The organism is Streptomyces sp. NPDC048420 (genome assembly GCF_040651535.1).
In the GTDB taxonomy this organism is placed as follows: Bacteria; Actinomycetota; Actinomycetes; order Streptomycetales; family Streptomycetaceae; genus Streptomyces.
This window is the reverse complement of the sequence record NZ_JBEZKG010000007.1, coordinates 152,239-178,166: the sequence shown is the minus strand read 5'-3', so window position 1 is coordinate 178,166 and position 25,928 is coordinate 152,239. Positions and strand designations below refer to the sequence as shown.

Sequence of the window (25,928 nt, the reverse complement as noted above, 5' to 3'; positions counted from 1 at the left end):
GTCCGCAGACTGCAAGCATCGCGCCAACTAGAACACGTACTAGTTCCGGAGTTCCAGTGATCCGTTCGGAGGAGAGGACCCGCACCCATGGCCGCCGAACCCGTGATCGTCGAAGCCGTCCGCACCCCCATCGGCAGGCGCGGCGGCGCGCTCGCCAATCTGCATCCCGCCTATCTGCTGGGTGAGACCTACCGTGAACTCCTCGGCCGGACCGGCATCCCCGCCGACGCGGTCGAACAGATCGTCGGCGGCACGGTCACCCACGCCGGCGAACAGTCCATGAACCCCGCGCGCACGGCCTGGCTGACCGTCGGGCTGCCCTACGAGACAGCGGCGACGACCGTCGACTGCCAGTGCGGCTCCTCGCAGCAGGCTTCCCACATGGTCGCCAACATGGTCGCGGCCGGAGTCATCGACGTCGGCATCAGCTGCGGTGTCGAGGCGATGTCCCGGGTGCCGCTGGGGTCGGGCTCGAAGCACGGGCCGGGGAAGCCGTTCCCCGACGAGTGGAACGTGGACCTGCCCAACCAGTTCGAGGCGGCCGAACGGATCGCCCGGCACCGGGGGCTGACCCGGGAGAACGTCGACTCGCTCGGGCTCATCTCCCAGGAGCGGGCGGCCGTCGCCTGGTCCGAGGAACGCTTCAAGCGGGAGACGTTCGCGGTCCAGGTGCCGACGACGGAGGAGGAACAGCGGGCCGGTCAGGGCATGTGGCGGCTCGTCGACCGGGACGAGGGGCTGCGGGACACCTCCATGGAGGCGCTGGCGGGCCTGAAGCCGGTCATGCCGACGGCGATCCACACGGCGGGCAACTCGTCACAGATCAGCGACGGCGCCGCGGCGATCATGTGGGCGTCGAAGCGGATGGCGCGGGCGCTGAAGCTGAAGCCCCGGGCGCGGATCGTGGCGCAGGCACTGGTCGGCGCCGACCCGCACTTCCACCTCGACGGGCCCATCGACGCGACCCGCGCGGTGCTCGGCAAAGCGGGGATGTCGTTGAAGGACATCGACCTAGTCGAGATCAACGAGGCCTTCGCCTCCGTGGTGCTCAGCTGGGCCCAGGTCTTCGAACAGGACCTGGAGAAGGTCAACGTCAACGGCGGCGCGATCGCGCTCGGGCACCCGGTGGGGTCCACCGGGGCCCGGCTCATCACGACGGCCCTGCATGAACTGGAGCGCTCGGACAAGGAGTTCGCGCTGATCACGATGTGCGCGGGGGGTGGCTTGGCCACCGGCACGATCATTCAGCGGTTGTAGAGGTCCAGTTGACGAAGGTGGTGAAGACGGCGGGGGCGAGGGTGAGGATCGGTCCCGCCGGGGTCTTGGAGTCACGGATGGCGACGGTGGTGCAGGGGGCTTCGGCGACTTCGACGCAGTCGCCGCCTTGGTCGCTGACGAGTGGGAGCTGCCGGAGCTGTCCGACGCGGCCGAGCTCGGTGTGACGGAGCTGGTCGCCAATGTCGTACGGCATGTTCCGGACCGGCGGTGTGTGGTGCTGGTGCTGCGGCTGGAGGGCGGGGTACGGGTGGAGGTCGCCGATGCGGCACCCGAACTGCCGTTTCCAGCAATGGAGTTGGACGGAGAGGCCGAGCACGGTCGCGGTCTTGCGCTGCTGGACGCCGTGGTGGGGAAGTGGGGCGTGGGGTCGAGATCGGGCGGTGGCAAGACTGTCTGGTTCGAGTGCGGGACCTCATGATGGCGAGATGACCGACGGACTGCGGTGGGTGTCGGAGGCGTACCCCTTCGGCTACAGCCTCCTGTTCTGTGAGCGGCTCGCGCCCGAGGAGGTCCTCGTCCGGCTCGGTGCGCGGCGGGACTCCCTGTTCCCGCTCACCCGGACGCAGGCCCAGGAGATCGAGGTCCGCAACTCCATGGACGAGCCGTTCGGCCTGGACCACCTGGAGGATCTGGACGTCGAGGCCGTGGAGGAACTCGGGTTCCTGAGCCGGTCGGTGGACGCGGTCGTACGGGCCGGGGAGATCGAGGGCTGGGCCTTCGCCGTCCAGGCCTCCACGTCGTACGTCTCCGCGGTGGACTACCTCCCCGCGCTCTCCTCGGGCTCCCGCGTCCTCGCCGTCAGCTGTGACGTCAACGCCACGCAGCGGGTGGAGTACGCGGTCGACGGGCAGGCCCTGTCCTCCTTCGACCCCGGGACACCCGCGTACGACGACGGCGTGGACCCGTCGGCCCTCGCTTGGCCGGCGGACGGCGGGAGCATGAGCGCGTCGCAGGTTCTGGAGTACCTGGGGAGCCGGTTCGGACTGTGGCTGCCGAAGGACTCCGAGGAGCGGCGGCTTCCGGCGGCGGGCCTGTCGACCCGCCGATGAGTTCGGCCCGGCGCCACGGTCCTCACTCGGAGGAGGTGTTCGCGATGGACGTGACGGCAGGGCGGGAAGCAGCCGTTGAGGTGGGCGCCGAGGTGCGGCCCACGGCCGGGAACGCGCGCGGGATCGTCGAGGCGAGCCGGTACCTGGTGCTGGCCACGGCCGACGCGGAGGGGCGGCCGTGGAGCACGCCGGTCTACTTCGCGCACGTGGGGTGCCGGGAGTTCTTCTGGGTGTCCTCGCCGGAGGCCGTCCATTCGCGGAACATCGCGGTGCGGCCCGAGGTGGGCATCGCGGTCTTCGACTCGTCGGTGCAGATCGGCACCGGGCAGGGGGTGTACATAGCCGCCGTCGCCGCGGAGGTCGCCGAGGAGCCGGAGGCCGAGCAGGCGCTGGAGGTCTTCTCCCGGCGCTCGCTCGGGCACGGCGGGCGGGTCTGGACCCTCGACGACGTGCGCGGCGACTCCGGGATGCGGCTGTACCGGGCGGTGGCCGAGGCGCACTGGATGCTGGCGAAGGACGGGCGGCCGGATCACCGGGTGGCGGTCGATCCGGGGTGAGGGTGCGGCGGGCTGCCGTCGCCGCCCTTGAGCCGCGCCAGCGCGGTCGCCGTCTCCGCGGCCGAGGTCGCGTCGCCGGCGGAGGTGAACAGGCGGTGGGCCCGCGTGAAGTGCGCGTGGGCCTCGGTGAGTTCGCCGCAGTGCTCCAGGGCCGTGGCGAGGCCGGTGAGGGCCTGGGCCTGGAGGCGGTCGTGGTTGCCGTCGGCGAGGGGCGCGGTGACGGTCCGGTAGGTCGCCACCGCTTCCGGCCATCGCCGCAGGGCCAGCAGGTCGCTCGCTATCTCGTGGCGGAGGAGGGTCTGAATGTACTCGTCCAGGCCCGGGACGTCCCCGGCCTGGGTGTCGAGCAGAGCCCGGTGCAGCACCAGCGCCTCCTCCGGGCGGCCGGATTCGCGCAGCGCCTTGCCGAGGACCCGCTGGGAGACCGCCGTTCCGGCGGCGTCACCGGCGGCCTCGAAGAGCCCGGCCGCCCTGGCCGCGGCCTCCGCCGCCGCCACGGGCCGCTCCAGGCTCAGACAGGCCCCGCTGATGTACGACCAGGCCCAGGCCTGTTGGCCGAGGTCTGCGGTCTCGGTCGCCAACTCCAGCGCTCGGCGGGCCAGTTGCTCGGCCTGCTCGTACTGGCAGGCGCCGACGCTGTGGGCCCAGGCGAGGCAGTTGAGCTGATGGGCCTCGGCCGCGCGGTCTCCGAGAGCGGCCGCGCACCGGGCGCCGTACGCGAACAGGGTCCGCCACTCGGGCCACTGGCTCCAGCGGTCGGAGAACCAGTACAGGGTGCGCGAGGTGTGGAGGATCTCCGTGTGCCGGTCCGCCGCGAACATCAGCGGCAGGGCGCCGGACCAGTTGGAGCGCTCGGTGGTGAGCCACTCCGCCGCCTCCTCGGTGGACCCGGGGGCGAAGGCCGTGGGTCCGCCCTCCCACGGCTCCGGCGCCCCCGGCGCCTCGAACAGCCGCCCCGCCGCCGACGCCGACCGCAACAGCCAGTCCGCCATACGGAGTTGGATCGCTTCCACGTCCTCCTCCTCGTCCCTCAGCCGCTCGCGCGCGAAGAGCCGTACGAGATCGTGCGGGGCGTAGCGGCCGGGCGCGGTCTCCTCCAGCAGGCCCCGGTCGACCAGCAGGTCGAGGGAGTCCTCGGTGGTGAGCGGGTCCTCGCCGGTCAGTACGGCGGCGAGTTCCGGACCAGTGTCGTGGCCGGGCAGCAGGGCGACTCGGCGCAGCAACCGCCGGTGCTCGCCGGTGAGTTGGCCGTAGGACAGGGCCAGCGCGCTGCGGACGGCGAGGTCTCCGGCGACCAGGCCGCTCAACCGGCGCTCCTCGTCGGCGAGTTGGCCCACCAGGCGGGCCGGGGTCCAGCCCGGGCGGCTGGAGAGGCGGTTGCCGACGATCCGCAGGGCCAGCGGGAGGTGTCCGCACAGTTCGGTCAGCCGGGTGATCGCCTCCGACTGTCCGTCGGTGCGCGGGGCGCCGAGGATCCGTTCCAGCAGCCGCGCCGACTCGCCGCCGCTGAGCCCGCCGAGCCTGATCCGTCGTACGCCTTCGAGTCCGGCCAGCGGCCGTCTGCTGGTGACCAGCACGAAACTGCCCTCCGCGTCCGGCAGCAGCGGCCTGGTCTGCGTCTCGTCGGCCGCGTCGTCGAGGACGACCAGTGCCCGCCGGCCGGCCAGCGTGGCCCGGTAGACGGCCTCGCGGGCGACCGGGTCGACGGGAATCCGGTCGGGCGGCAGACCGAGCGCCGTGAGCAGCAGGACCAGCGCCTCGGCGGCCGGCAGCGGGGAGTCGCTCATGCCGTGCAGCTGGACACAGACACAGCCGTCCGGGAAGGAGCCCGACAGCCGGCGCAGGGCTTCCGCGGCCAGCGTCGTCTTGCCCTGCCCGCCCGGGCCGAAGAGCACCGCGGCACGGGTCCGGGTGCCGCCGGCGAGGGCCTCCAGATCCGCCAGTTCCTGCTCCCGGCCGGTGAAGTCCGGGACGGTGCGCAGGAGATACGGCGATGCCGGCGCCCCGCCGCGTTCCCGGCCGGCGTCGGCCAGCCGTTGCAGGCGCTCGCGCTGCTCGTCGTCGAGACGGAGGGCGGCGGCGAGCGCGTCGACCGTACGGCGCTGCGGTCCCCGGCTGCGGCCGCGCTCCAGGTCCCCGAGCGCGCGCACGCTCACCCCGGACGCCCCGGACAGCTCCTCCAGGGTCAGCCGGGCGGTCCGGCGCAGGGAGCGCAGCATCCCGCCGAAGGCGGTGCCGCCGGGGGGAACCTCGGGCTGCGGTGGTTCAGGCACATGACTGGTCATCACGACAATTAGAACAAGCGCTCTCTACTTCCGCCTGTACTTCTGCCTGGTGACCATGGACCGCCGGTGGTGAGCTGGAATCTCCCTACGAGGAGGACCAACCCCATGCCGTACATCACCGTTGGTGAAGAGAACAGCGCGCCGATCGAGCTCTACTACGAGGACCACGGCACCGGACAGCCCGTCGTGCTGATCCACGGCTACCCGCTCGACGGCCACTCCTGGGAGCGCCAGGTCCCGGCGCTCCTTGAGGCCGGCCACCGGGTCATCACCTACGACCGCCGCGGCTTCGGCCGGTCCTCGCAGCCGACCACAGGCTACGACTACGACACCTTCGCCGCCGACCTCGACAAGGTCCTGACCAGCCTGGACCTCACGGACGCGGTCCTGGTCGGCTTCTCGATGGGCACCGGCGAGGTGGGCCGCTACCTGGGCACCCACGGCTCGGGCCGGATCGCGAAGGCGGCCTTCCTGGCCTCCCTGGAGCCCTTCCTGCTGAAGACCGACGACAACCCGACGGGCGTGCCCCAGGAGGTCTTCGACGGGATCCTGGCGGCGGTCACCAAGGACCGGTACGCCTACTTCACCGCCTTCTACCAGGACTTCTACAACCTGGACGAGACGCTGGGCAGCCGGATCAGCGAGGAGGCCCTGCGCAACAGCTGGAACGTGGCCGCGGGTTCCTCGGCGCACGCCTCGGTGGCCTGCGTGCCGACCTGGATCACCGACTTCCGGGCCGACGTGGCGAAGGTCGACGTACCGTCGCTGATCGTGCACGGCACCGGTGACCGCATCCTGCCGATCGACGCGACCGGCCGGCCGTTCCACGCGCTGCTGCCGTCCGCCGAGTACGTCGAGATCGAGGGCGCTCCGCACGGGCTGTTGTGGACGCACGCGGAGGAGGTCAACGCGGCGCTGCTGGCCTTCCTCGCCAAGTAGCCCCTGAAAGCAGGGGCTACTCGCGCCCCGAGGCCGTCACCGCCAGCACCGCCACCAGCCCCGCCGCGACCGCCAGTGAGACCCCGAGGCCGTGGTGGAGCACCAGCCACGCACCCAGCGCGGCCCCGGCGGCCATCGCGATCACGGACGCCGTACGTCGGGGGGAACGGCTGCCCGAGCCGCCGCCCACCCGGGAGTCGGCGGCGAGGCCCGTCAACGTCATGGTCAGCACGGTCGTCGTCAGGTCAGGGACACCGAGCCTGCGGACCGTGGCGTTGCGCAGGCCCATGGCGAGGGCCGTGACGGCGATGAGGGTGTAGACGGTGGCCGTGGCGTCGAGGGCGGTGAAGAAGACCACGGCCGCGGCGCCCAGGAGCACCGCCTCGGTCGCGAGCGCGAGCCGGGCCCAGGTACGGCGGGAGCCGGCGCCGAGCCATATGGCGGACCGGCCGCCCGCCACCGCGCCCACGACGTAGAACCCCAGTGAGGTCAGGTTGTGCAGCACCGAGAACCCGGGCGCCCCGGCCGCGGCGAACCCGAGCACGACCACGTTGCCGGTCATGTTCGCGGTGAACACGTGCTCCAGGCCCAGGTAGCTGACCGCGTCGATCAGTCCGCTGACCACCGTAAGCCCCAACAGCACGACCACCAGCCGCAGTCCGCGCGCCTCGGGATCGTCGGCTGTCTTCGTGCCGGTGCTGCTCTGTTCGCTCATCGGGTCTCCGGACGGCCGGACGGAAGGGTGCACCCAAGTCCACCACGGATGCGGGGGCCTCTCGGATGCCGGGGTGACCTGCGCGTCCGTAGCGTCGAGGAACGGGGGCTCGGCGGGCTCGCGGTGGCCCCCGTGGTAGTCGCCGGCGAGCAGACGCATCAGACGCGGCGCGGCGATCCGGTCACCGTCACGCCCGTCGCCGACCGGGACGCGGGGGCCGTCCGGGCGTCCCGCGCCGGCGAGCAGACGCATCAGACGCGGCGCGGCGATCCGGTCACCGTCACGCCCGTCGCCGACCGGGACACGGGGGCCGTCCGGGCGATCCTGAGCGGGCGGGACGTCGCCACCGACCCGGTCCGGTACGGCGCACGGGCCTACCGGCTGACGTACCGGACCGTCGACCCGCACGGCGCACCACCACGGCGACCGGCCTGCTCACCCTTCCCAAGGGCGGTGCCCACCGCCTTGACCTGGTCTCCGACACCCACGTCGCGATGGCGCTCGGGAAGGCCCCCTGCACCCCCTCCACAAGGACGCGCCCTCGGTGAAGCAGCTGCTCACGCCATCGGCGACACCCGGACATGCGCCCGCACCCTCGCAGGTCAGGGAGCGAGGGTGCGGGCGGTCGAGCAGGGAGCCGTGGACCGCTTCGGCTTCCTGGCTGTTCTTGGACGGCGTACGGCGGTGAGGCGCGCGGTGGCTCAGTACCAGCCGTTGGCCTGCCAGAAGGCCCAGGCGCCGGTCGGGCTGCCGTAGCGGGAGTTCATGTAGTCCAGGCCCCACTTGATCTGGGTCTTGGCGTTGGTCTTCCAGTCGGACCCGGCGGAGGCCATCTTGGAGCCGGGCAGGGCCTGGACCAGGCCGTAGGCGCCGGAGGAGGAGTTCGTGGCGTTGACGTCCCAGCCGCTCTCGTGCTCGACGATCTTGCTGAACGCGGCGTACTGCGCGGCGTTCGGGATCATCTGGTGCGCGATGGCCTTGGCGGAGGCGGACGAGCTGGTGGTGGCCGCCTGGGCCGGCGCCGCGGTCAGGACCAGGCCGGCGGTGGCGGCGGCCATCGCGACGGTGGTGATGGCCTTCTTCGGAGAAGCGATGCGGCGGGCGATGCGGGAGACGGTCACGGGGAACCTTTTCTTCGGGGACATGGAGGTCGCTCGCGGTCCCGGGGGACATGCGTCGGCGCCGAGGCCCGTGGGCTTGTCGGCGCCGTGCGACGTCATCCAGAGAAACAGGCTCGACAGGTGTCCGCAATGACCCCTTTTACTAGTTGTGGTCGCATCTGGGGTGCGGGGGTGCCGTGTGATCTGGCTCTCAAAGCGCAGGTCAGAGGCTGTTTTGTCGCGGACATGGCGTCCGATATGCACTACTAGTGCAGTTAGTTGGTGATATGGGTCATGTGGGGTGGTTCACCGGTCAACGAGGCTCGAATGTGACCGCGCTCTCGAACGCCGCCCGCCGGGTGGCTCTGCGTAGCGCCCTGAGCACGACGGGACCGACGGCAAGGGTGAGCACGACGGTGACCAGGGCCCGGCCCAGGTCCCAGCCGAGGGACGTGGCCAGGCAGTACGCCAGGAAGCGGGCCAGGTTGGCGGGGACACCGGCGTGCGGGTCGAAGGCGATGTTCGAGGCGAGGGCGCCCATGAAGGGCCAGCCGGCCATGTTCATGGCGGTGCCGTAGGCGAAGGCGGCGAGAAAGCCGTACACCGCGAGGAGCCGGACCTCGGCGCGGCCCCTCAGGCGGCCGGGGCCCGGCAGCAGACCCGCGCCCATCGTGAACCAGCCCATCGCCAGCATCTGGAACGGCATCCACGGGCCCACCCCGCCCGTGAGCAGCGCGGACGCGAACATCGTGACGTTGCCGAGCGCGAAGCCGAAGCCCGGACCGAGGACCCGGCCACTGAGCACCATCAGGAAGAACATCGGCTCGATACCGGCGGTCCCGGCGCCGATCGGTCTGAGCGCGGCGCCGGTCGCGGCGAGGACACCGAGCATCGCCACGGCCTTCGGGCCGAGCCCCGACTCCGCGATCGCCGCGGCGACCACCGCGACCAGGAGGACCAGCAGGCCGGCGAAGAGCCAGGGGGCGTCCTGGGTGTGGGTGCCGACCTGGGAGGTGGGCGGGGCGAGGAAGGGCCACCCGAAGGCGACGACGCCCACGGCGCTGACGAGGGTGAGGGTGAGGACCGAGCGGGGGCCGAGGCGGACGGCTCGTGTCATGACAGGGCTTCCCTCACCTGGTTGACCGTGAGCCACCGCTGCGGGGCGAGGATCTTGCTGACCTGCGGGGCGAAGGAGGGGGAGGACGTGATGACGTCCGCCGTCGGCCCGTCGGCGATCACCTCTCCCTCGGCGAGCAGGATCACCCGGTGGGCGAGCTCCGCGGCGAGCTCCACGTCATGCGTGGCCAGCACGATCGCGTGGCCGGTGGTGGCGAGGTCCCGCAGCAGGGCGACGAGGCGGGTCTTCGCCGCGTAGTCCAGGCCGCGCGTGGGTTCGTCCAGGAGCAGCAGGGGTGGGCGGGCGGTCAGGACCACGGCGAGCGCGAGGGCGAGCCGCTGTCCTTCGGAGAGGTCCCGGGGGTGGGTGTCGTCGGTCACGCCGGGAAGCAGCTCGGCGACGAGGGTGCGGCAGGTGCCGGGTGGTGCGTCGGCGTCGGAGTCGGCGGCCCGGCATTCGGCTTCGACCGTGTCGGCGTAGAGGAGATCCCGGGGTTCCTGGGGGACGAGGCCTACGTGGCGTACGAGGTCGCGGGGGGTGGTGCGGTGTGGCTGGGCGCCGCCTACCTGGACTCTTCCGGCGGAGGGCGCCACGAGGCCGACCAGGGTGTTGAGGAGGGTGGACTTTCCGGCGCCGTTGCGGCCCATGAGGGCGATGGTCTCGCCCGGGCGGATGGTGAGGTCCAGGGTGGTGAGGGCTTGGATGTGGGCTCGGCGGACGGTGAGGTTCTGGACTTCGGCGAGGTGGGGCGGCGTCTCGGGGGCGGTGTCACGTTTACGTAGGAACAGGAGGTGGCGCTGGGCGGGGGGTCCTGTAGGGGCGCTTTCGCTTGCCCGCGCTTGCGGGGTGCCGCCTGCGCCCACCCGTGCCGCCCCAGCGGCACGACTGCCCGCAGGCTGAGTCGGTCTCGTGGCCAGGCGCTCCCTGAGGTCTCCCGCCCTGCGGCGCGCGTCCCGCACCGTCAGCGGCAGCGGGGACCAGCCCGCCAGCCGGCCCAGGTCGACCACCGGGGGATACACCGGGGACACGGCCATGACGTCGGCCGGGGTGCCGAGGAGAGGTGGTTCCCCCGGGGCCGGGAGGAGGGCCACCTGGTCGGCGTACTGGATGACGCGTTCCAGCCGGTGTTCGGCCATGAGGACCGTCGTGCCGAGGTCGTGGACCAGGCGTTGGAGGACGGCCAGGACCTCGTCGGCCGCCGCGGGGTCCAACGCCGAGGTGGGTTCGTCGAGGACCAGGACCCGCGGGTGCGGGGTGAGGACCGAGCCGATCGCCACCCGCTGCTGCTGGCCGCCGGAGAGCGTGGCCAGGGGGCGGTCGCGCAGCGGGACCAGGCCGAGGAGGTCCAGGGTCTCCTCCACCCGGCGGCGCATCACCGGCGGCGCCAGGCCCAACGACTCCATCCCGTAGGCGAGTTCGTCCTCCACCGTGTCCGTCACGAAGTGGGCCAGGGGGTCCTGGCCCACTGTGCCCACCACGTCGGCGAGTTCGCGCGGCTTGTGGGTGCGGGTGTCACGGCCGGCCACCGTGACGCGGCCGCGCAGGGTGCCGCCGGTGAAGTGCGGGACCAGTCCGCACACCGTGCCGAGGATCGTGGACTTGCCCACCCCCGACGGGCCCACGAGCAGCACGAGTTCACCCTCCGGCACCGCGAAGTCGACGCCCCGGACGGTGGGTTCGGCCGCCCCGTCGTACGTCACGGAGACATCCTCGAAGCGGATCACGACGACGGCTCCTTGAGCGAGAGGGAGGGGGCGGGGGCGAGGAAGGCCGGCAGGAGGCCGAGGAGGATCGCCGCGGCAGGCAGGAGGGGGAGGGTGGGGGCGACGAGAGGGACCACCCCGGGGTGCAGGGCCGCCGGGTCGGTGGCCCCCGCCAGGAACATCGCCGCCGCCACGGCCACTCCGGAACCGGCGACCAGGAGGGCGCGGACGGTCCAGCGGTCCGGGCGGTAACGGGTGCGCGGGGTACGGCGGCCGCCCAGGCGCAGGCCCGCGAGGGCGGCGGCGAGGCCGGCGAGGAGGACGGGGATGCCGTACGTGCCGCCTTCGGCGGTGAGCAGTCCGTACGTTCCCGCGCACACGCCGAGCAGGCCGCCGAGGGTGAGTGCGGTGGTCGTACGGCGGACGCGGGGCGGGACCTGGGCCGTACGGCCGTAGCCGCGGGCGTCCATCGCGGCGGCGAGGGCGACCGATCGCTCCAACGCGCCCTCCAGGACCGGGAGTCCGACTTGGAGCAGGCCCCGGACGCCGGTGTCCGGGCGGCCCCGGAGGCGGCGGGCGGCGCGCAGGCGCTGGACGTCGGCGACGAGGTGCGGGGCGAAGGTGAGGGCCACGACCACCGCGACACCGAGTTCGTAGAGGGCGCCCGGGAGGGACTTGAGGAGGCGGTGCGGGTTGGCCAGGGCGTTCGCCGCGCCCACGCAGATGAGGAGGGTGGCGAGCTTCAGGCCGTCGTAGAGGGCGAAGACGAGGGACTCCGCGGTGACCCTGCCGCCCAGGCGGATGCCCTGGGCCCAGTCGGGGAGGGGCAGTTCGGGGAGGGTGACGAGGGTGTGGGAGCCGGGGATCGGGGAGCCGAGGACGAGGGCGAAGAGGAGACGGATGAGGAGGACGGCGAGGGCGAGTTTGAGGAAGGCGGTGTAGGAGCGGGACCAGGGGGTGGGGCGGCGGCAGGCCGCCACCACGTAGGCGGAGGTGGTGATGAGGAGGGCGAGGAGGAGGGGATTGGTGGTGCGGGTGGCCGCGATGCCGAGGGAGAGGGACCAGAGCCACCAGGCGCCGGGATGGATCGGCTGCCCGAAGCTAGGCATGCCGGCGTCGCCTCGCCTGCCACACCGCCGCAGCTCCCAGTACCGCCACCCCCGCCAACCCCGCCAGCAGCCCCACCGAAGGGCCCCCGTCCGAGGGACCCTTGTCCGACGGGGTCGTCTTCTTCCCCGTCACCTGTTCCCCGCACCCCGTCTCCGGATACCCCCCGATCGCGCACAGCAGGGCGTTGGTGTTGTAGCGGAGGGGCTTGGCGACCGTGGCCAGGGCCTCGGCCGTGGTCGCGTCCGAGGGGACCGACGCGCACGCGGTGCGGCGGGACGGCGGCTTCTCTCCGGAGGGCGCGTCCGACGCCGTACCGAAGTCGAGGACCAGGGCCACCCGCTTACGGCCGTCCCGAGCCGGGGTGTCCGCGCAGATCGTCGTGAACGACGCCGTCCCGCGGGGGGTGTCCGCGTCCGAGGAGTCCTCGCTCACCGCGAAGCGGAAGCCCTGGACGTCACCGTCGGAGGGGACCGAGGTGGAGGGGCCCTGGGTGGCGTACGTCCAGGCTGTGCCGGTGCGGTCCCAGAAGGACCAGTAGCGGTAACCGGTGGCGTGGGACGGGGTCGCGAGCGACAGGAGGAGTCCCGCCAGGAGGGGCAGGACCGCCAGGCCCCGGCGGGTCACGGCTGCTTCCGCTTGTTGCGGCCGCTGAGGAGGAAGCCGATGCCGGCCCCGGCGGCGAGACCCGCGCCGACCACCCACCACACGGAGGGGTCGGAGTCGTCCCGGGACTCGGCGGCCGGTGCCGCCGTCGCCCTCGGCTTCGGTCCCGTCGCGGTCAGCCGCTGCACCAGGTCGGTGCCGCCGAAGTCGCGCGGATCGGCGCCGCCCGTCTTCGCGGCCAGGATGAGCTGGGCGTAGGCCGCGGGGCCGCTCTGCTCGGCCCACTTCGCGGAGTTCCGCTCCAGCCAGCGCAGCGGACCCGCGGCCGCGGCCGTCCCGCCCTGTGCGGCCAGCGCCACGACCGCGTCGGCCGTGTTGCCGTAGTCGGGCTGGTTCTCGGAGCCGGGGAGGGCGGAGGTCAGATGGCCGTCCTTCGCGACCGCCTTCGCCAGGTACGCCGCGCCGTTGGCCGAGGCCCGCTGCCAGGTGGGTGTCGAGGCGTCGGCGCAGCCGGCCTTCTTCGCGTCGCCGGCCCGCACGGTGAGCATGCCCGTGCCCAGCACGCTGACGACGGCCGCCGCGGTCGCGTCCGCGTTGGCCGTGAGCTTGCCCTTCTTGTCCGGCTGGTAGGCGAACGCGCCCCCGTCGGCGCATGGCAGGGCCAGCTTCAACAGGGCGTCGTAGGGCGACTTGCCGTACTTGGCGATCCGCGAGATGTAGGCGCCCGAGGCGTTGAGCGCGCCGATCACCACGGACGTCGAGTTGGCGTCGCTGGCCCCGCCGGGGGCGAAGCCCCAGCCGCCGTCCTTGTTCTGGACGGACTCCAGCCAGCTCACCGCCTTACGGACGGCGGGGTCGTGGTCGCCGGACGCGGCCAGCGCCTGGACGGCGGCGGACGTGCTGTTGGTGTCGACCATGAGCTTGGTGTCGCAGGCCGCCGACGGCTTCGCGCGGTACGCCGCGAACGCGCCGTTCGCGCACTGCTGCCCGGCCAGCCAGTCGACGGCCGCGGCGGCGGGCTCCACGTCCGCCCGGTGCAGGGCGATCAGGGCGAGGGACTGCCGCCAGACCCCGTCGTACGTGGGGTCGCTGCTGCCGTACAGAGCGGAGGGCAGCGCGGGCGACGGGGACGGTGAGGCGGCTATGGCGGGCGCGGCCGTTGCGATCACGACGGTGGCGGCCAGGACCGCGGCGCTGCGGCGGACGTTCATGATCGGCGGTTGCCCTTCTCCCTGCGGGGAGCCGGGCAGCACGGGAGGAGCCCCGGGCGGCTCGGCTCCGTATACCTCGACGGTGCCGCACACCGGCCGGTTGCCGGTGCGCGCGAGCCGGTCACGAACCGTGCGGGGCAGTCCGGCTCACCGCTCATGGATGCGGCTCACGGTTGCGGGTCAGCGCCGGATTCGCACCGGCTTCCCCCTGTACGGGTGTGATGACGACCTGGCCACTCTACTCGCCCGTAGGGAAGCGGCTGAGAGCCACCTGTGTGCTCAGACGGCCGCGTACGTCACCGGCTCGCTCCCCGGCACCGCCTCCGCCCGACCCAGCTTCACCAGCCGCCGCAGATGCGCCTCGGCCTCCGAGACCGCGATGTTCCGTGAGCCGTACGGGATCTGCTCCCACGGCCGGTTCCACTCCATGCGCTCGGCGAGCTGCCAGGGCGTGAGGGGTTCGGCGAGCAGGGAGTGCAGGTCGGTGAGGCGTTCCTCGTGGTGGGCGAGCAGCTCCCGTACCCGGGCGCTCGCGTCGGTGAAGACGTGCTGGTGGGCGGGGAGGACCTCGGCGGGGGCGAGGCGCCCGACGCGTTCCAGGGAGTCGAGGTAGTCGCCGAGGGGGTCCGTGACGGTGGCGTCGTCGGGGTCCTCGTACAGGCCGATGTGCGGGGTGATCTCGGGGAGCAGGTGGTCGCCGGAGAACAGGCGGCCGTGGCCGGGCAGTTGGGCGGGGTGTTCCTCCTCCAGGTGCAGGCAGACATGGCCGGGGGTGTGCCCCGGGGTCCAGATCGCGCGGAGCCTGCGGCCGGGGAGGTCGAGGAGTTCGCCGGGGACGATCTCGCGGTCGGGCAACGCGGGGGAGAAGCCCGGGAGTTCGCGGCGGCGAGCGGTGCGCAAAGGGGCCACATGCTCCTCGGGGGCGCCCGCGGCCTCCAACTTGGCCGTCATATAGGTGAACCAGCGTTCGGCGCGGGTCTCCCGGGTGCGCCGCACGATCGCGGAGTCCGCCGCGTGCATCGCGATCCAGGCGCCGGAGGCCTCCCGCACCTTGCCGGACAGACCGTGGTGGTCGGGGTGGTGATGGGTGATGACCACGCCGTGGATCTCGCCGACGTCGGTGCCGCACGCGGTGAGCCCCTCGGCGAGGGTGTCCCAGGAGGCCGGGTCGTCCCACCCGGTGTCGACGAGGACCAGTCCGCGGTCGGTCTCGACGGCGTACACGAGCGTGTGGCCGAGGGGGTTGTCGGGGATCGGCACCCGAACGGACCGGACACCGCCGCCGTGGTCGTACACCTGCGCCATGAGTTCCCCAATCACCGGGTCCCGGCTCACTATAACTAGAACGGGTTTCGACGGTAGCCCGAGGTCACCAACAGCCGTGGTGTGCGGCCCGTGGACTCCTCGGAGTGGAACTGGTATCAGTTTCCGTATCTGATGGATCGTCAGTAAGCCGCCCCAGGGAGGCAGTCGTCATGGCCGAGCTCTTGGAACACGGACAGCTGTTCATCGGCGGGGAGTTGACCGACCCCCTGGGCAAGGACGTCATCGAGGTGATCTCCCCGCACACCCAGGAGGTCATCGGACGGGTGCCGCACGCCTCCCGGGCGGACGTGGACGCGGCCGTCGCCGCCGCGCGCACCGCCTTCGACGAGGGACCCTGGCCGCGGATGACGCTGGACGAGCGCATCGAGGTCGTCACCAGGATCAAGGACGCCATCGCGATACGGCACGAGGAGATCGCCCGCGTGATCTCCTCCGAGAACGGCTCCCCGTACTCCTGGAGCGTTCTCGCGCAGGCCCTCGGCGCGATGATGGTCTGGGACTCGGCGATCACGGTCGCCCGGAACTTCACGTACGAGGAGGCGCGCGACGGAGTCCTGGGCCGCATCCTCGTGCGCCGCGAGCCCGTCGGGGTCGTGGCCGCCGTAGTCCCCTGGAACGTCCCGCAGTTCGTCGCCGCCGCCAAGCTCGCGCCCGCGCTGCTCACCGGCTGCACGGTGGTGCTCAAGCCGTCGCCCGAGACGCCGCTGGACGCGTACGTCCTGGCCGAGATCACCAAGGAGGCCGGGCTGCCGGAGGGGGTGCTCTCCATCCTCCCGGCGGACCGCGAGGTCAGCGAGTACCTGGTCGGACACCCCGGCGTCGACAAGGTCTCCTTCACCGGCTCGGTGGGCGCGGGCAAGCGCGTGATGGAGGTCGCCGCCCGCAACCTCACCCGCGTGACACTGGAGTTGGGCGGAAAGTCGGCGGCCGTCGTGCTGCCGGACGCGGACGTCGAGACGGCCGTCGCCGGGATCGTCCCGAACGCCTGGATGAACAACGGACAGGCCTGTGTGGCCCAGACCCGCATCCTGCTGCCCCGCTCCCGTTACGACGAGTTCGCCGAGGCCTTCGCGGCGGCCGCGAGCGCGCTGGTCGTCGGTGACCCGCTCGACCCGGCCACCCAGGTCGGCCCCCTGGTCGCCGAACGCCAGCAGCGCCGCAACCTCGACTACATCCGCATCGGCCAGGAGGAGGGCGCCAAGATCCTCACCGGCGGTGGGCGCCCGGCGGGCCTGGACCGCGGCTGGTACGTCGAGCCGACCCTGTTCGGGGACGTCGACAACTCGATGCGGATCGCGCGCGAGGAGATCTTCGGCCCGGTGATCTGCCTGCTCCCCTACGGCGACGAGTCCGAGGCCGTGAAGATCGCCAACGACTCCGACTACGGCCTCTCCGGCAGTGTGTGGACGGCCGACACCGGGCACGGCATCGAGATCGCCCGCCAGGTCCGCACCGGCACCTACTCGGTGAACACCTTCAGCCTCGACATGCTCGGCCCCTTCGGCGGCTACAAGAACTCGGGCCTTGGCCGGGAGTTCGGTCCGGAGGGCTACGGCGAGTACCTGGAGCACAAGATGATCCATCTGCCGGCCGGCTGGGAGGCGTGAGCCGCGATGGGGGACCGCTGGCACGTCGAGGTCGACCGCTCCCTGTGCATCGGCTCGGCCCAGTGCGTCCACACCGCCCCGGACGGCTTCCGCCTCGACACGGCCCGCCAGTCCCACCCCGCGGATCCGGAGACCGACGCCAACGAGAAGATCCTGGCGGCCGCCGAGAACTGCCCGGTCGAGGCCATCATGATCAGCCTGCTGGGAAGCGGGGAGCCGGTGTTCCCGCCGGAGGAGTAGACGCCCGGTGATTGTCCTAAAAATCATGGTTTGAGGGGTTTCATTCACGGACGAGCGTTCTATTCTGGAAGCAGGCCTACGAGACGAGTGAGGGAGTCCGAGCGGAGTAGCCGACTCGGGCAGGAAGTGAAGGCTTCCGCCAGGGCCGACGTCGACGGTCGGGCTGAGAGGCCGGAGAGCAGCAGTAGGGCTCGACGGCGACCCCCAGGACCTGATCCGGGTCATACCGGCGAAGGGAACCCGTCTCGTAGGTCATTCGTCGCGTCCAGCAGGTCTCCCTCGCCGCCCCCCCCATCTTCGCGGCCCTGCCAAGAGGGCTGCTGTCGGAGACGCTGATCAGAGGTCCGGCCACCGCGCGGCCCGGTGCAATGCCGGGTCGCGCGCGGGCGGCAGGTCTGCATGACGTGGATGCGCGCGAACGGCCCCACCGCCAATGCCGGCACGGCATCGATGCATGTGGGGGCACGGTGATCGACATCAACGGGACTGGCGTCTTTTTCGGCCTGGACGTCGGCAAGAGCAAACATCACGGCCACGGACTCACCCCGGAGTGCGGCTAGGGCCGCGGTTCCGTGAGGTCGATCAGGCGGCACACCGTCTCGATGTCGATCTTCACCTGGGCGATGGAGGCGCGGCCCGAGAGCCAGGTGATCAGGGCCGAGTGCCAGGTGTGCTCGATGACGCGGACCGCGGACAGCTGCTCGGGGGTCGGTTTCTCGATGCCCATCGCGTCCAGGATGATCAACGTGGTCTGGTGGGAGACCTGGTCGACCTCCGGGCTCACACTGCGGTCCGCGAAGGTCAGCGCGCGGACCATCGCGTCGGCCAGGTGCGGCTCGCGCTGCAGCGCCCGGAAGGCCCGCATCAGCGTCTCCGCGACCCGCTCGGCGGCCGTCTCGCCCTGCGGCGGCTTCTTGCGGAGTGTGCCGTGCATGTGTTCCAGCTGGTCCTGCATGGTGGCGACCAGCAGATGGATCTTGGACGGGAAGTAACGGTAGAGGGTGCCGAGCGCGACCTGGGAGGACTCCGCGACCTCCCGCATCTGCACCGCGTCGAACCCGCCCCGGCTCGCCAACTGCGCGCTCGAGTGCAGGATGCGGCGGCGCCGCGCCTCCTGCCGCTCGGTCAGCGGCGGGGTGTCCGGCCGTGCGGTACTGGCTTCCACTCTGGGCGGCTTGGCCACCTTGTCCACCTTGGGTTCAGTGACAGTGCGTGAGGGTGTGCGATCACTCAGCATGCCAGCGTACGGGTCGTGGCGTGAATCACCCGATCCACCGCTCACAGGGCCCCTACCTGCCGGTAGATTCAGAGCCTCCTGAACGATCAAGTCTGAAACTTGTTCTAGATTACCGTCTCGTCGTAATCTCGCGGGACAGCGCAGGCAGAAGGGGGCCAAGAGTGACCGCTGAGGCCAGTCAGGCGGGGTCTTCCGAGGACCTGGCCGCCGACGGCGAGCGACCGCTCCGTATCGCGCTCCTCACCTATAAGGGGAACCCGTTCTGCGGGGGCCAGGGGGTCTACACCCGGCACCTCTCACGCGAACTGGCCCGCCTCGGCCACCGGGTCGAGGTCATCGGCGCCCAGCCGTACCCCGTCCTCGACGAGGGCGTGCCGCTCACGGAGTTGCCGAGCCTCGACCTGTACCGCTTCCCGGACCCCTTCCGCACCCCGAAACGCGACGAGTACCGGGACTGGATAGACGCCCTGGAAGTCGCCACGATGTGGACCGGCGGCTTCCCCGAGCCACTGACCTTCTCCCTGCGGGCCCGACGCCATCTCCGGGCCCGCACTGGTGAGTTCGACGTGGTCCACGACAACCAGACCCTCGGCTACGGCCTGTTGGGCGACGTCGGCGCCCCGCTGGTGACCACCATCCACCACCCCATCACCGTGGACCGGCAGTTGGAGCTGGACGCGGCCGACGGCTGGCAGCAGCGGCTGTCCAAGCGCCGCTGGTACGCCTTCACCCGCATGCAGAAGAGGGTGGCCCGCCGCCTCCCCTCGGTCCTCACCGTCTCCGGCACCTCCCGCCAGGAGATCGTCGACCACCTGGGCGTCCGCGACGACCGGATCCACGTCGTCCACATCGGCGCCGACACGGACCAGTTCTCGCCGGATCCGTCCGTGCCGGTCGTCCCCGGCCGGATCGTCACGACCTCCAGCGCGGACGTCCCCCTCAAGGGCCTGGTCTTCCTCGTCGAGGCACTGGCGAAGGTGCGCACCGAACACCCCGGGGCCCATGTCGTGGTCGTCGGCAAGCGGCCCACCGAGGGCCCGGTCGCCCAGGCGATCGAGCGCTACGGCCTCGAAGGCGCCGTCGACTTCGTCAAGGGCATCTCGGACGCGGAACTGGTCGACCTGGTCCGCTCGGCGGAGGTCGCCTGCGTACCGTCGCTCTACGAGGGCTTCTCCCTCCCGGCGGCGGAGGCGATGGCGACCGCGACCCCCCTGGTGGCGACGACGGGTGGCGCGATCCCCGAGGTGGCGGGACGTGACGGCGAGACGTGCCTCGCGGTGCCGCCGGGCGACTCCGGCGCACTGGCGGTGGGGCTCAGCCGGCTGCTGGGCGACCCGGAGCTACGGGCACGGCTCGGGGCGGCGGGACGCGAGCGAGTGCTCGCCCGCTTCACCTGGGCACGCGCCGCCGAGGGAACGGTGACCAGATACCGCGAGGCGATCGCCACGACCGCGAAGGGAACCACGTCCCGCTCGTCGGCGGTCGCGACGGGCCCGGGGGTCCCGCGTCAGGGGCGCTCGGAAGCCGGGACGGAAGAGGATCGCGAGGGGGCCACCGCCGCTGCGAAGGGAACCGCGTCCGGCTCGTCGGCGGCTGCGACGGGCCCGGGGGTCCCGCGCCGGGGGCGCTCGGAAGCCGGGACGGAAGAGGATCGCGAGGGGGCCACCGCCGCTGCGAAGGGAACCGCGTCCGGCTCGTCGGCGGCTGCGACGGGCCCGGGGGTCCCGCGCCGGGGGCGCTCGGAAGCCGGGACGGAAGAGGGGCGCGAGGCGGCCACCGCCGTCGCGACCGAGCCGTCCGCCGCTTCCCCTTCCGCTCCCGCGCCCTCGAACAGTGCCGTATCCGCCACTCCCAGGACCGCCCCCGCGGCCTCCACCGCAGACACCGGTGTCTATCCCGAAAGCAGGGCCACGTGCTGACCGTCGACTTCTCCCGGTTCCCGCTCGCGCCGGGCGACCGCGTCCTGGACCTCGGCTGCGGGGCCGGCCGGCACGCGTTCGAGTGCTACCGGCGCGGCGCGCAGGTCGTGGCCCTGGACCAGAACGCCGAGGAGATCCGCGAGGTCGCGAAGTGGTTCGCGGCGATGAAGGAGGCGGGCGAGGCCCCCGAGGGCGCCACCGCGACGGCCATGGAGGGCGACGCCCTGGCGCTCCCCTTCCCCGACGAGTCCTTCGACGTCGTGATCATCTCCGAGGTCATGGAGCACATCCCGGACGACAAGGGCGTACTCGCCGAGATGGTCCGGGTGTTGAAGCCGGGCGGCCGGATCGCCATCACCGTCCCGCGCTACGGCCCCGAGAAGGTCTGCTGGGCGCTGTCCGACGCGTACCACGAGGTCGAGGGCGGCCACATCCGCATCTACAAGGCGGACGAACTGCTCGCGAAGATCCGCGAGGCGGGCCTGAAGCCCTACGGCACCCATCACGCGCACGCGCTGCACTCGCCGTACTGGTGGCTGAAGTGCGCGTTCGGCGTCGACAACGACAAGGCGCTGCCGGTGCAGGCGTACCACAAGCTGCTGGTCTGGGACATCATGAAGAAGCCGCTGGCGACGAGGGTCGCCGAGCAGGCCCTCAACCCCCTGATCGGCAAGAGCTTCGTGGCGTACGCGACCAAGCCGCACCTGCCGCAGGTGGCCGGCTCGTGACCACTCCCCGGACAGAACACCTCGTCCTGCCCGGGGTCCTCACCGCCGGGCAGGCCGCCGCGACCGTCGCCGGGATCCTGGCCGTGCAGCGGGAGGACGGGGCGATCCCGTGGTTCCGCGGGCACCACCTCGACCCCTGGGACCACACCGAGGCCGCGATGGCGCTGGACGCGGCAGGGGAGCACGAGGCGGCCGAGCGGGCGTACGAGTGGCTCGCGCGGCACCAGAACGAGGACGGTTCCTGGTACGCGTCATACCAGGACGGGGACTTCGCGGAGGTCACCGACCGGGGGCGCGAGACGAACTTCGTCGCCTACATGGCCGTAGGAGTGTGGCACCACTATCTGTCCACCGGGGACGACACGTTCCTCGACCGGATGTGGCCGGCGGTGTACGCGGCGATCGAGTTCGTGCTGGGGCTTCAGCAGCCGGGCGGGCAGATCGGCTGGAAGCGGGAGGACGACGGTACGGCGGTCGCGGACGGGCTGCTCACCGGGTCGTCGTCGATCCACCACGCGCTGCGGTGTGCGCTGGCGATCGCCGAGCAGCGTGAAGAGGCGCAGCCGGACTGGGAGTTGGCGGTCGGAGCGCTGCGGCACGCGATCCGCCGGCACCCGGAGCGGTTCCTCGACAAGGGCCGCTACTCGATGGACTGGTACTACCCGGTCCTGGGCGGGGCGTTGACCGGCGCGGAGGCCAAGTCCCGTATCGAGGCGGACTGGGACCGGTTCGTGGTCCCCGGCCTCGGAGTGCGCTGTGTCTTCCCCAACCCGTGGGTGACGGGCGGCGAGTCGGCCGAACTCGCGCTGGCCCTGTGGGCGACGGGCGAGTCCGACCGGGCGCTGGAGATCCTCCAGTCGATCCAGCATCTGCGGGACGCGGAGAGCGGGTTGTACTGGACGGGGTTCGTGTTCGAGGACTCGGCGATCTGGCCACGGGAGCTGACGACGTGGACCGCGGGGTCGTTGCTGCTGGCGGTCGCCGCGCTCGGGGGTCACGAGGCGACCTGTGCGGTGTTCTCGGGGGACCGGTTGCCGTCGGGGTTGGATCCGGACTGCTGCGCCTGAGCGCACGGGTGGTTGTTGTTCGTCGGCGGGTGCGGGTGTTCTGTGGCTGGTCGCGCAGTTCCCCGCGCCCCTGCGGGGCGCGTTTCAGTGGCGGTGAGCCCGATTCGCGATGGCGTGGCCGACGAACAGGTACACCACCGCTGCCAGGCCGTAGCCGGCTACTACTCGTGCCCAGGCCTCGTCGAAGGTGAAGAGGTCGTAGGACCAGCCGGCGAGCCAGCGGGCGGCGTCGTGGATGAACTGCACGAAGTCGTTCGCGGGGTTGGCGTCCAGCAGGTACATCAGGATCCACAGGCCCAGGATGAGGGCCATGATGTCGGCGACGATCGCTATGACCGTCCCGGCGGAATTGGCACCACGGCGCGTTTCAGTGGACATGTTGTTCGGATGGCCCCGAATCGCTTGACGAAACCTGGTGTCATGCGTTCAGATCCGCCAGCACCCGCAGCGTGTGCGGATCGGGGGCCAGGGCCAGCAGGTCCGTCACCGGGCCCTTGCGCCAGGACTCCAGCCGCTCGGCGATGCGTTCGCGCGGGCCGACCAGGGAGATCTCGTCGGCGAAGGCGTCCGGGACGGCGAGTACGGCCTCCTCGCGCCGGCCTTCGAGGAACAGCCGCTGGATGCGGCGGGCTTCGTCCTCGTAGCCCATGCGGGCCATCAGGTCGGCGTGGAAGTTGCGGGCCGCGTGGCCCATGCCGCCGATGTAGAAGCCGAGCATCGTCTTGACGGGCAACAGCCCTTCGGCGACGTCGTCGCAGACCCGCACCTGGGCCATGGGGGCGATGAGGAAGCCCTCGGGTGCGTCGGCGAGCGATGCTTCGTACACCTCGGGACGGGTCGGCGACCAGTACAGCGGCAGCCAGCCGTCGGCGATCCGGGTGGTCTGCGCGACGTTCTTCGGTCCCTCGGCGCCCAGGAGCACGGGGAGTTCGGCGCGCAGGGGATGGGTGATCGGCTTGAGGGCCTTGCCGAGACCGGTGCCGTCCGGGCCCCGGTACGGCAACGGATGGAAACGGCCGTCCACTTCGACCGGCCCCTCACGCCTCAGGACCTGCCGTACGACCTCGACGTACTCCCGGGTCGCGGTCAGCGGTGACTTGGGGAACGGGCGGCCGTACCAGCCCTCGACGACCTGCGGCCCGGACAGCCCGAGACCGAGCATCATCCGCCCGCCGGAGAGATGGTCCAGGGTGAGGGCGTGCATGGCCGTGGTGGTCGGGGAGCGGGCGGCCATCTGGGCAACCGCCGTACCCAGCTTGATGGTCGACGTCCGCGCCGCGATCCAGGTGAGCGGTGTGAACACGTCCGACCCCCACGACTCGGCCGTCCACACCGAGTCGTACCCGAGCCGCTCCGCCTCCTGGGCCAGCGGTACATGGCGGTCATCGGGGCCACGGCCCCAGTAGCCGAGCGCAAGACCGAGTCGCACGACGCCTCCTGACGCTGTGTCAGCTCTTCGGGTCGCTCGCGAATGTACGGCAACGGCCCCCCGCCCGGAAGGGGCGAGGGGCCGTCGTACGACCTCGAAGGGCTCAGCCGCGCTGGATGCCGCTCGTGTCCTGGAGCACGCCACGGCGGCCGTCCTGCGTCTGGGCGACCAGTCCGGGACCGCGCTGCTCGACGGCCAAGTACCAGGTACCCGGCGCGAGTTCGGCGATCGGCGTCGGCGAACCGTCCTCCGCGAACAGCGGACGCGGCACCGGCACGGCGAACCAGAACGGCGAGAACTCCGCGGCCGGCGGCTGCGGGGCCTGCGCCTGCGGCTGGGGCTGCGCACCGAACGGCTGCCCCGGCTGCGGCTGACCGCCGTAGGGCTGACCCGGCTGCCCGGGCTGTCCCGGCTGACCCTGCTGCTGGGCGCCCGGGTAGCCGTAACCACCGGGCGGCTGGGCGCCGTAGGGCTGCGGCTGGGGCGGCTTGGGGGCCGGGACGAGACCGGCCTTCAGGGCGGGGACCAGCGGGGTGGCGACGGCCGCCCCGGCCATGATCAGGGTCGCGACGAGAGCGAGGATCAGGCCGACACCGGCGCCGACGGTGTCCGAACTGGAGCCGTAGTCCGCGGCACTCAGCGGGTCGAACACGTTGCCCAGCGCGCTCCAGGCGGCGAAGACCGTGAACGCGGTGCCCACCTGGCCGAGGTCGAGCCCCGCCACCTTGGGCACCTGCGGCAGGCCCCGCGCCACCACGACGAGCGCGGCACCGATGATGCCGGCGAGGACGACCCCCATCACGAACGGGCCGCTCGCCCACGCGCTCGGGAGATCGGCGTCGTCGGAGGCCCCGTCGACCGAGTAGAAATCGAGGAACGACGCGATGAACAGCAGTACCGCTGCTCCGATCACCACGCCGTCGCCTCGAGTGAGGGAGCGGATATTCACTTCAAGTCCTTCGTAGGTCGTCTCGTCGTCGGTAGACCCTATCGTCCGCCCGGGCGGAGCGTACGACGGGATCGGAGCGCTGATCGTTACCCGCGCAAGAAACTCACGATTCCCTCAGAGATTCCTTGCGCGGCCTTCTGTCGCCAGGCGGCACTCGTGAGCCGTGCCGCGTCCTTGCTGTCGCGCATGTTGCCGCATTCGATGAACACCTTGGGGACCGTTGACAGGTTGAGGCCGCCCAGGTCCTTGCGGGTGACCAGTCCGGTGCCGTCACCGATGTAGTTGGAGGGCTTGGTGTTCGTCGCGCGGCCGAAGTCGGTCGCGATCAGTTTGCCGAGTGCGGCGGAGGGCGCGACGATCCGGCGGGTGTCGGCGATGCCCTGGTGGACACGGCCCGGCAGGATCACGTGATAGCCGCGCTGCCCGGCGTCCGCGCCGTCCGCGTGGATCGACACCACCGCGTCGGCCTCGGCCCTGTTGCCGATCCGGGCCCGCTCGTCCACGCAGGGGCCGTAGGGCCGGTCGCCGTCCTGCGTCAGCTTCACCGTCGCGCCCTGCTTCTCCAGCAGCGCGCGCAGCCGGTGGGCGACGTCGAGGGTGAACTTGGCTTCCGCGTAACCGGAGTTGGTGGACGTCCCCGTCGTGTCGCACTCCTTGCGGTTGGTGCCGATGTCGACCTTGCGGTTGATCTCGGCCGTGTGCCGGAAGTTGGTGAGGTTGTGCCCCGGGTCGATGACGACGACCTTGCCCTTGAGCGGGGCGGCGGGTTCCTTGTCGTCGGCGGTGGTGGAGGAGACGGTCGGCGGAGCGCTCGCCTCCTTGCCCGGGGCGGCTGTCGCTCCGCCGTCGGCCGCCCCGCCCACCCCCTCGTACACCAGCCATCCGAGCAGCGCACCCGGCACGAGCACGGCGAGGGCGAGGGTCAGCGGCCTGCGGCGGGGGCGGCGGGGCTGGGGGGAATCGAATTCGGGGCCTGCGTACGACACGTCTGCGACTCTAACCGTGCTCTCGGATCCCCGCCCGCGTCCGTCGCAGCACCCGCAGCGAGTCGGTCGCGGAGACCTCCGTGAACGCGCCGGAGGCCAGGGCCCGGAGGTAGATCCGGTAGGGAGCCTGGCCGGTGAACTCGTCCTCCGGTTCCGGGAACACGTCATGGATGACGAGCAGCCCGCCCTCGGCCACGTGGGGGGCCCAGCCCTCGTAGTCGGCGTTCGCGTGCTCGTCGGTGTGGCCGCCGTCGATGAAGACCAGGGCGAGCGGGGAGCCCCAGATCTTCGCGATCTGCGGAGAGCGGCCGACGATCGCGACCACATGGTCCTCCAGCCCGGCCCGGTGCAGGGTCCTGCGGAAGGCCGGCAGGGTGTCCATCACCCCGAGCTCGGAATCCACGGTCTGCGGATCGTGGTACTCCCACCCAGGCTGCTGCTCCTCGCTGCCCCGGTGGTGGTCGACGGTCAGCGCGGTGACACCGGCCTCCCGGGCCGCGTCGGCGAGCAGGATCGTGGAGCGACCGCAGTACGTCCCGACCTCCAGCAACGGCAGCCCGAGCCGCCCGGCGTCCAGGGCGGCCTCGTAGAGGGCCAGGCCCTCGCCCAGGGGCATGAACCCCTTGGCGGCCTCGAAGGCGGCCAGGATCTCGGGCTTGGGTGCGGCCGCGGCCATGGGGGTCCTCTCGGTCGTACGGGTCAGTCGTGCGTGCGGGCGACGTCGTACGACCGTCATCCACCGCCGTACGTACGTCCGGGCGCCCCATGCTGCC

Annotated in this window: 26 protein-coding genes and 2 riboswitches; of the genes, 10 read left to right on the top strand and 16 right to left on the bottom strand. The window is 71.8% G+C overall.

Annotated elements, in window-relative coordinates:
* Positions 1–87 precede the first annotated feature (87 nt).
* Complete coding sequence (locus AB0D34_RS14325; protein WP_362661251.1) at positions 88–1,257, top strand: steroid 3-ketoacyl-CoA thiolase; 1,170 nt, start codon at positions 88–90, stop codon at positions 1,255–1,257.
* Here AB0D34_RS14325 and AB0D34_RS14320 read toward each other — a convergent pair.
* A complete protein-coding gene (locus tag AB0D34_RS14320) occupies positions 1,241–1,471 on the bottom strand; it encodes a DUF397 domain-containing protein (RefSeq protein WP_362661249.1) in 231 nt (76 codons plus the stop codon). The two genes, AB0D34_RS14325 and AB0D34_RS14320, sit on opposite strands and share 17 nt — an antisense overlap.
* Here AB0D34_RS14320 and AB0D34_RS14315 point away from each other — a divergent pair.
* The 3 genes from AB0D34_RS14315 to AB0D34_RS14305 are packed head-to-tail and all read left to right on the top strand — an operon-like array spanning position 1,385 to position 2,884.
* Positions 1,385–1,696 (top strand): ATP-binding protein, encoded by a 312-nt coding sequence (locus AB0D34_RS14315; RefSeq protein WP_362661247.1) that lies wholly within the window; start codon positions 1,385–1,387, stop codon positions 1,694–1,696. The two genes, AB0D34_RS14320 and AB0D34_RS14315, sit on opposite strands and share 87 nt — an antisense overlap.
* A gap of 7 nt (positions 1,697–1,703) precedes the next feature.
* On the top strand, positions 1,704–2,327 hold the full coding sequence (locus AB0D34_RS14310; RefSeq protein WP_362661245.1) for a DUF6461 domain-containing protein: 624 nt from the start codon (positions 1,704–1,706) through the stop codon (positions 2,325–2,327).
* A gap of 44 nt (positions 2,328–2,371) precedes the next feature.
* Complete coding sequence (locus tag AB0D34_RS14305; protein WP_362661243.1) at positions 2,372–2,884, top strand: pyridoxamine 5'-phosphate oxidase family protein; 513 nt, start codon at positions 2,372–2,374, stop codon at positions 2,882–2,884.
* On the opposite strand, the gene AB0D34_RS14300 is transcribed toward AB0D34_RS14305, so the two are convergent.
* Positions 2,857–5,169 (bottom strand): helix-turn-helix domain-containing protein, encoded by a 2,313-nt coding sequence (locus AB0D34_RS14300; protein WP_362661241.1) that lies wholly within the window; start codon positions 5,167–5,169, stop codon positions 2,857–2,859. The genes AB0D34_RS14305 and AB0D34_RS14300 overlap by 28 nt on opposite strands.
* 105 nt (positions 5,170–5,274) lie before the next feature.
* On the opposite strand from AB0D34_RS14300, the gene AB0D34_RS14295 reads away from it, so the two are divergent.
* The gene (locus tag AB0D34_RS14295) at positions 5,275–6,108 is read left to right on the top strand and encodes an alpha/beta hydrolase (protein ID WP_362661239.1); all 834 of its coding nucleotides are present in this window, start codon (positions 5,275–5,277) and stop codon (positions 6,106–6,108) included.
* Positions 6,109–6,124: 16 nt separating this feature from the next.
* Here the strand turns inward: AB0D34_RS14295 and AB0D34_RS14290 are convergent, their stop codons facing one another.
* The 8 genes from AB0D34_RS14290 to AB0D34_RS14255 all read right to left on the bottom strand — a co-directional run bounded on the left by AB0D34_RS14290 (position 6,125) and on the right by AB0D34_RS14255 (position 14,972).
* Entirely contained in the window at positions 6,125–6,823 is a 699-nt protein-coding gene (locus AB0D34_RS14290; protein WP_362661648.1) for a YoaK family protein, read from the bottom strand.
* 701 nt (positions 6,824–7,524) lie between these two features.
* Positions 7,525–7,944 carry a transglycosylase SLT domain-containing protein gene (locus AB0D34_RS14285; protein WP_362661237.1) on the bottom strand — a complete coding sequence of 140 codons (420 nt, stop codon included), beginning with the start codon at positions 7,942–7,944 and terminating at the stop codon, positions 7,525–7,527.
* 292 nt (positions 7,945–8,236) lie between these two features.
* Positions 8,237–9,040: an ECF transporter S component gene (locus AB0D34_RS14280; RefSeq protein ID WP_362661235.1), complete on the bottom strand. Its 804-nt coding sequence runs from the start codon at positions 9,038–9,040 to the stop codon at positions 8,237–8,239.
* On the bottom strand, positions 9,037–10,764 hold the full coding sequence (locus AB0D34_RS14275; RefSeq protein ID WP_362661233.1) for an ATP-binding cassette domain-containing protein: 1,728 nt from the start codon (positions 10,762–10,764) through the stop codon (positions 9,037–9,039). Before AB0D34_RS14275 ends, AB0D34_RS14280 begins: the two co-directional genes overlap by 4 nt.
* A complete protein-coding gene (locus AB0D34_RS14270) occupies positions 10,761–11,852 on the bottom strand; it encodes an energy-coupling factor transporter transmembrane component T (RefSeq protein WP_362661232.1) in 1,092 nt (363 codons plus the stop codon). The genes AB0D34_RS14275 and AB0D34_RS14270 overlap by 4 nt, the downstream gene beginning before the upstream one ends.
* Entirely contained in the window at positions 11,845–12,477 is a 633-nt protein-coding gene (locus AB0D34_RS14265; protein ID WP_362661231.1) for an SCO2322 family protein, read from the bottom strand. The genes AB0D34_RS14270 and AB0D34_RS14265 overlap by 8 nt, the downstream gene beginning before the upstream one ends.
* Positions 12,474–13,667, bottom strand: coding sequence for a prenyltransferase/squalene oxidase repeat-containing protein (locus tag AB0D34_RS14260; protein WP_362661229.1), 1,194 nt, complete (start codon positions 13,665–13,667; stop codon positions 12,474–12,476). Before AB0D34_RS14260 ends, AB0D34_RS14265 begins: the two co-directional genes overlap by 4 nt.
* A 135-nt stretch (positions 13,668–13,802) precedes the next feature.
* A riboswitch (cobalamin riboswitch) is annotated at positions 13,803–13,877 on the bottom strand.
* 69 nt (positions 13,878–13,946) lie between these two features.
* The gene (locus tag AB0D34_RS14255) at positions 13,947–14,972 is read right to left on the bottom strand and encodes an MBL fold metallo-hydrolase (protein WP_362661646.1); all 1,026 of its coding nucleotides are present in this window, start codon (positions 14,970–14,972) and stop codon (positions 13,947–13,949) included.
* 170 nt (positions 14,973–15,142) lie between these two features.
* Here AB0D34_RS14255 and AB0D34_RS14250 point away from each other — a divergent pair, with 170 nt between their 5' ends.
* Both AB0D34_RS14250 and AB0D34_RS14245 read left to right on the top strand, forming a co-directional pair.
* Positions 15,143–16,600, top strand: coding sequence for an aldehyde dehydrogenase (locus AB0D34_RS14250; protein ID WP_362661227.1), 1,458 nt, complete (start codon positions 15,143–15,145; stop codon positions 16,598–16,600).
* Positions 16,601–16,606: 6 nt separating this feature from the next.
* Positions 16,607–16,840 (top strand): ferredoxin, encoded by a 234-nt coding sequence (locus AB0D34_RS14245; protein ID WP_266381693.1) that lies wholly within the window; start codon positions 16,607–16,609, stop codon positions 16,838–16,840.
* Between the two features lie 79 nt (positions 16,841–16,919).
* Positions 16,920–17,095, top strand: a riboswitch (TPP riboswitch).
* Positions 17,096–17,396: 301 nt separating this feature from the next.
* Here AB0D34_RS14245 and AB0D34_RS14240 read toward each other — a convergent pair.
* Positions 17,397–18,032, bottom strand: a complete 636-nt coding sequence (locus AB0D34_RS14240; RefSeq protein WP_362661225.1) for a TetR family transcriptional regulator — start codon at positions 18,030–18,032, stop codon at positions 17,397–17,399.
* Positions 18,033–18,238: 206 nt separating this feature from the next.
* Here AB0D34_RS14240 and AB0D34_RS14235 point away from each other — a divergent pair, with 206 nt between their 5' ends.
* From AB0D34_RS14235 to AB0D34_RS14225, 3 genes are read left to right on the top strand one after another with little or no spacing between them, the layout of a single operon-like run.
* The gene (locus AB0D34_RS14235; RefSeq protein ID WP_362661223.1) at positions 18,239–19,996 is read left to right on the top strand and encodes a glycosyltransferase family 4 protein; all 1,758 of its coding nucleotides are present in this window, start codon (positions 18,239–18,241) and stop codon (positions 19,994–19,996) included.
* Entirely contained in the window at positions 19,990–20,724 is a 735-nt protein-coding gene (locus AB0D34_RS14230; RefSeq protein ID WP_362661221.1) for a class I SAM-dependent methyltransferase, read from the top strand. The genes AB0D34_RS14235 and AB0D34_RS14230 overlap by 7 nt, the downstream gene beginning before the upstream one ends.
* Positions 20,721–21,791, top strand: a complete 1,071-nt coding sequence (locus AB0D34_RS14225; protein WP_362661220.1) for a prenyltransferase/squalene oxidase repeat-containing protein — start codon at positions 20,721–20,723, stop codon at positions 21,789–21,791. The genes AB0D34_RS14230 and AB0D34_RS14225 overlap by 4 nt, the downstream gene beginning before the upstream one ends.
* Positions 21,792–21,875: 84 nt before the next feature.
* Here AB0D34_RS14225 and AB0D34_RS14220 read toward each other — a convergent pair whose 3' ends face one another.
* The 5 genes from AB0D34_RS14220 to AB0D34_RS14200 form a co-directional block, all read right to left on the bottom strand.
* On the bottom strand, positions 21,876–22,169 hold the full coding sequence (locus AB0D34_RS14220) for a hypothetical protein (RefSeq protein ID WP_362661218.1): 294 nt from the start codon (positions 22,167–22,169) through the stop codon (positions 21,876–21,878).
* A 40-nt stretch (positions 22,170–22,209) separates the two neighbouring features.
* Positions 22,210–23,220 (bottom strand): LLM class F420-dependent oxidoreductase, encoded by a 1,011-nt coding sequence (locus AB0D34_RS14215; protein ID WP_362661216.1) that lies wholly within the window; start codon positions 23,218–23,220, stop codon positions 22,210–22,212.
* 103 nt (positions 23,221–23,323) lie between these two features.
* A complete protein-coding gene (locus AB0D34_RS14210) occupies positions 23,324–24,169 on the bottom strand; it encodes a hypothetical protein (protein ID WP_362661214.1) in 846 nt (281 codons plus the stop codon).
* Positions 24,170–24,255: 86 nt separating this feature from the next.
* Complete coding sequence (locus tag AB0D34_RS14205) at positions 24,256–25,155, bottom strand: N-acetylmuramoyl-L-alanine amidase (protein ID WP_362661212.1); 900 nt, start codon at positions 25,153–25,155, stop codon at positions 24,256–24,258.
* Between the two features lie 10 nt (positions 25,156–25,165).
* Complete coding sequence (locus tag AB0D34_RS14200; RefSeq protein ID WP_362661211.1) at positions 25,166–25,831, bottom strand: class I SAM-dependent methyltransferase; 666 nt, start codon at positions 25,829–25,831, stop codon at positions 25,166–25,168.
* Positions 25,832–25,928 lie beyond the last annotated feature (97 nt).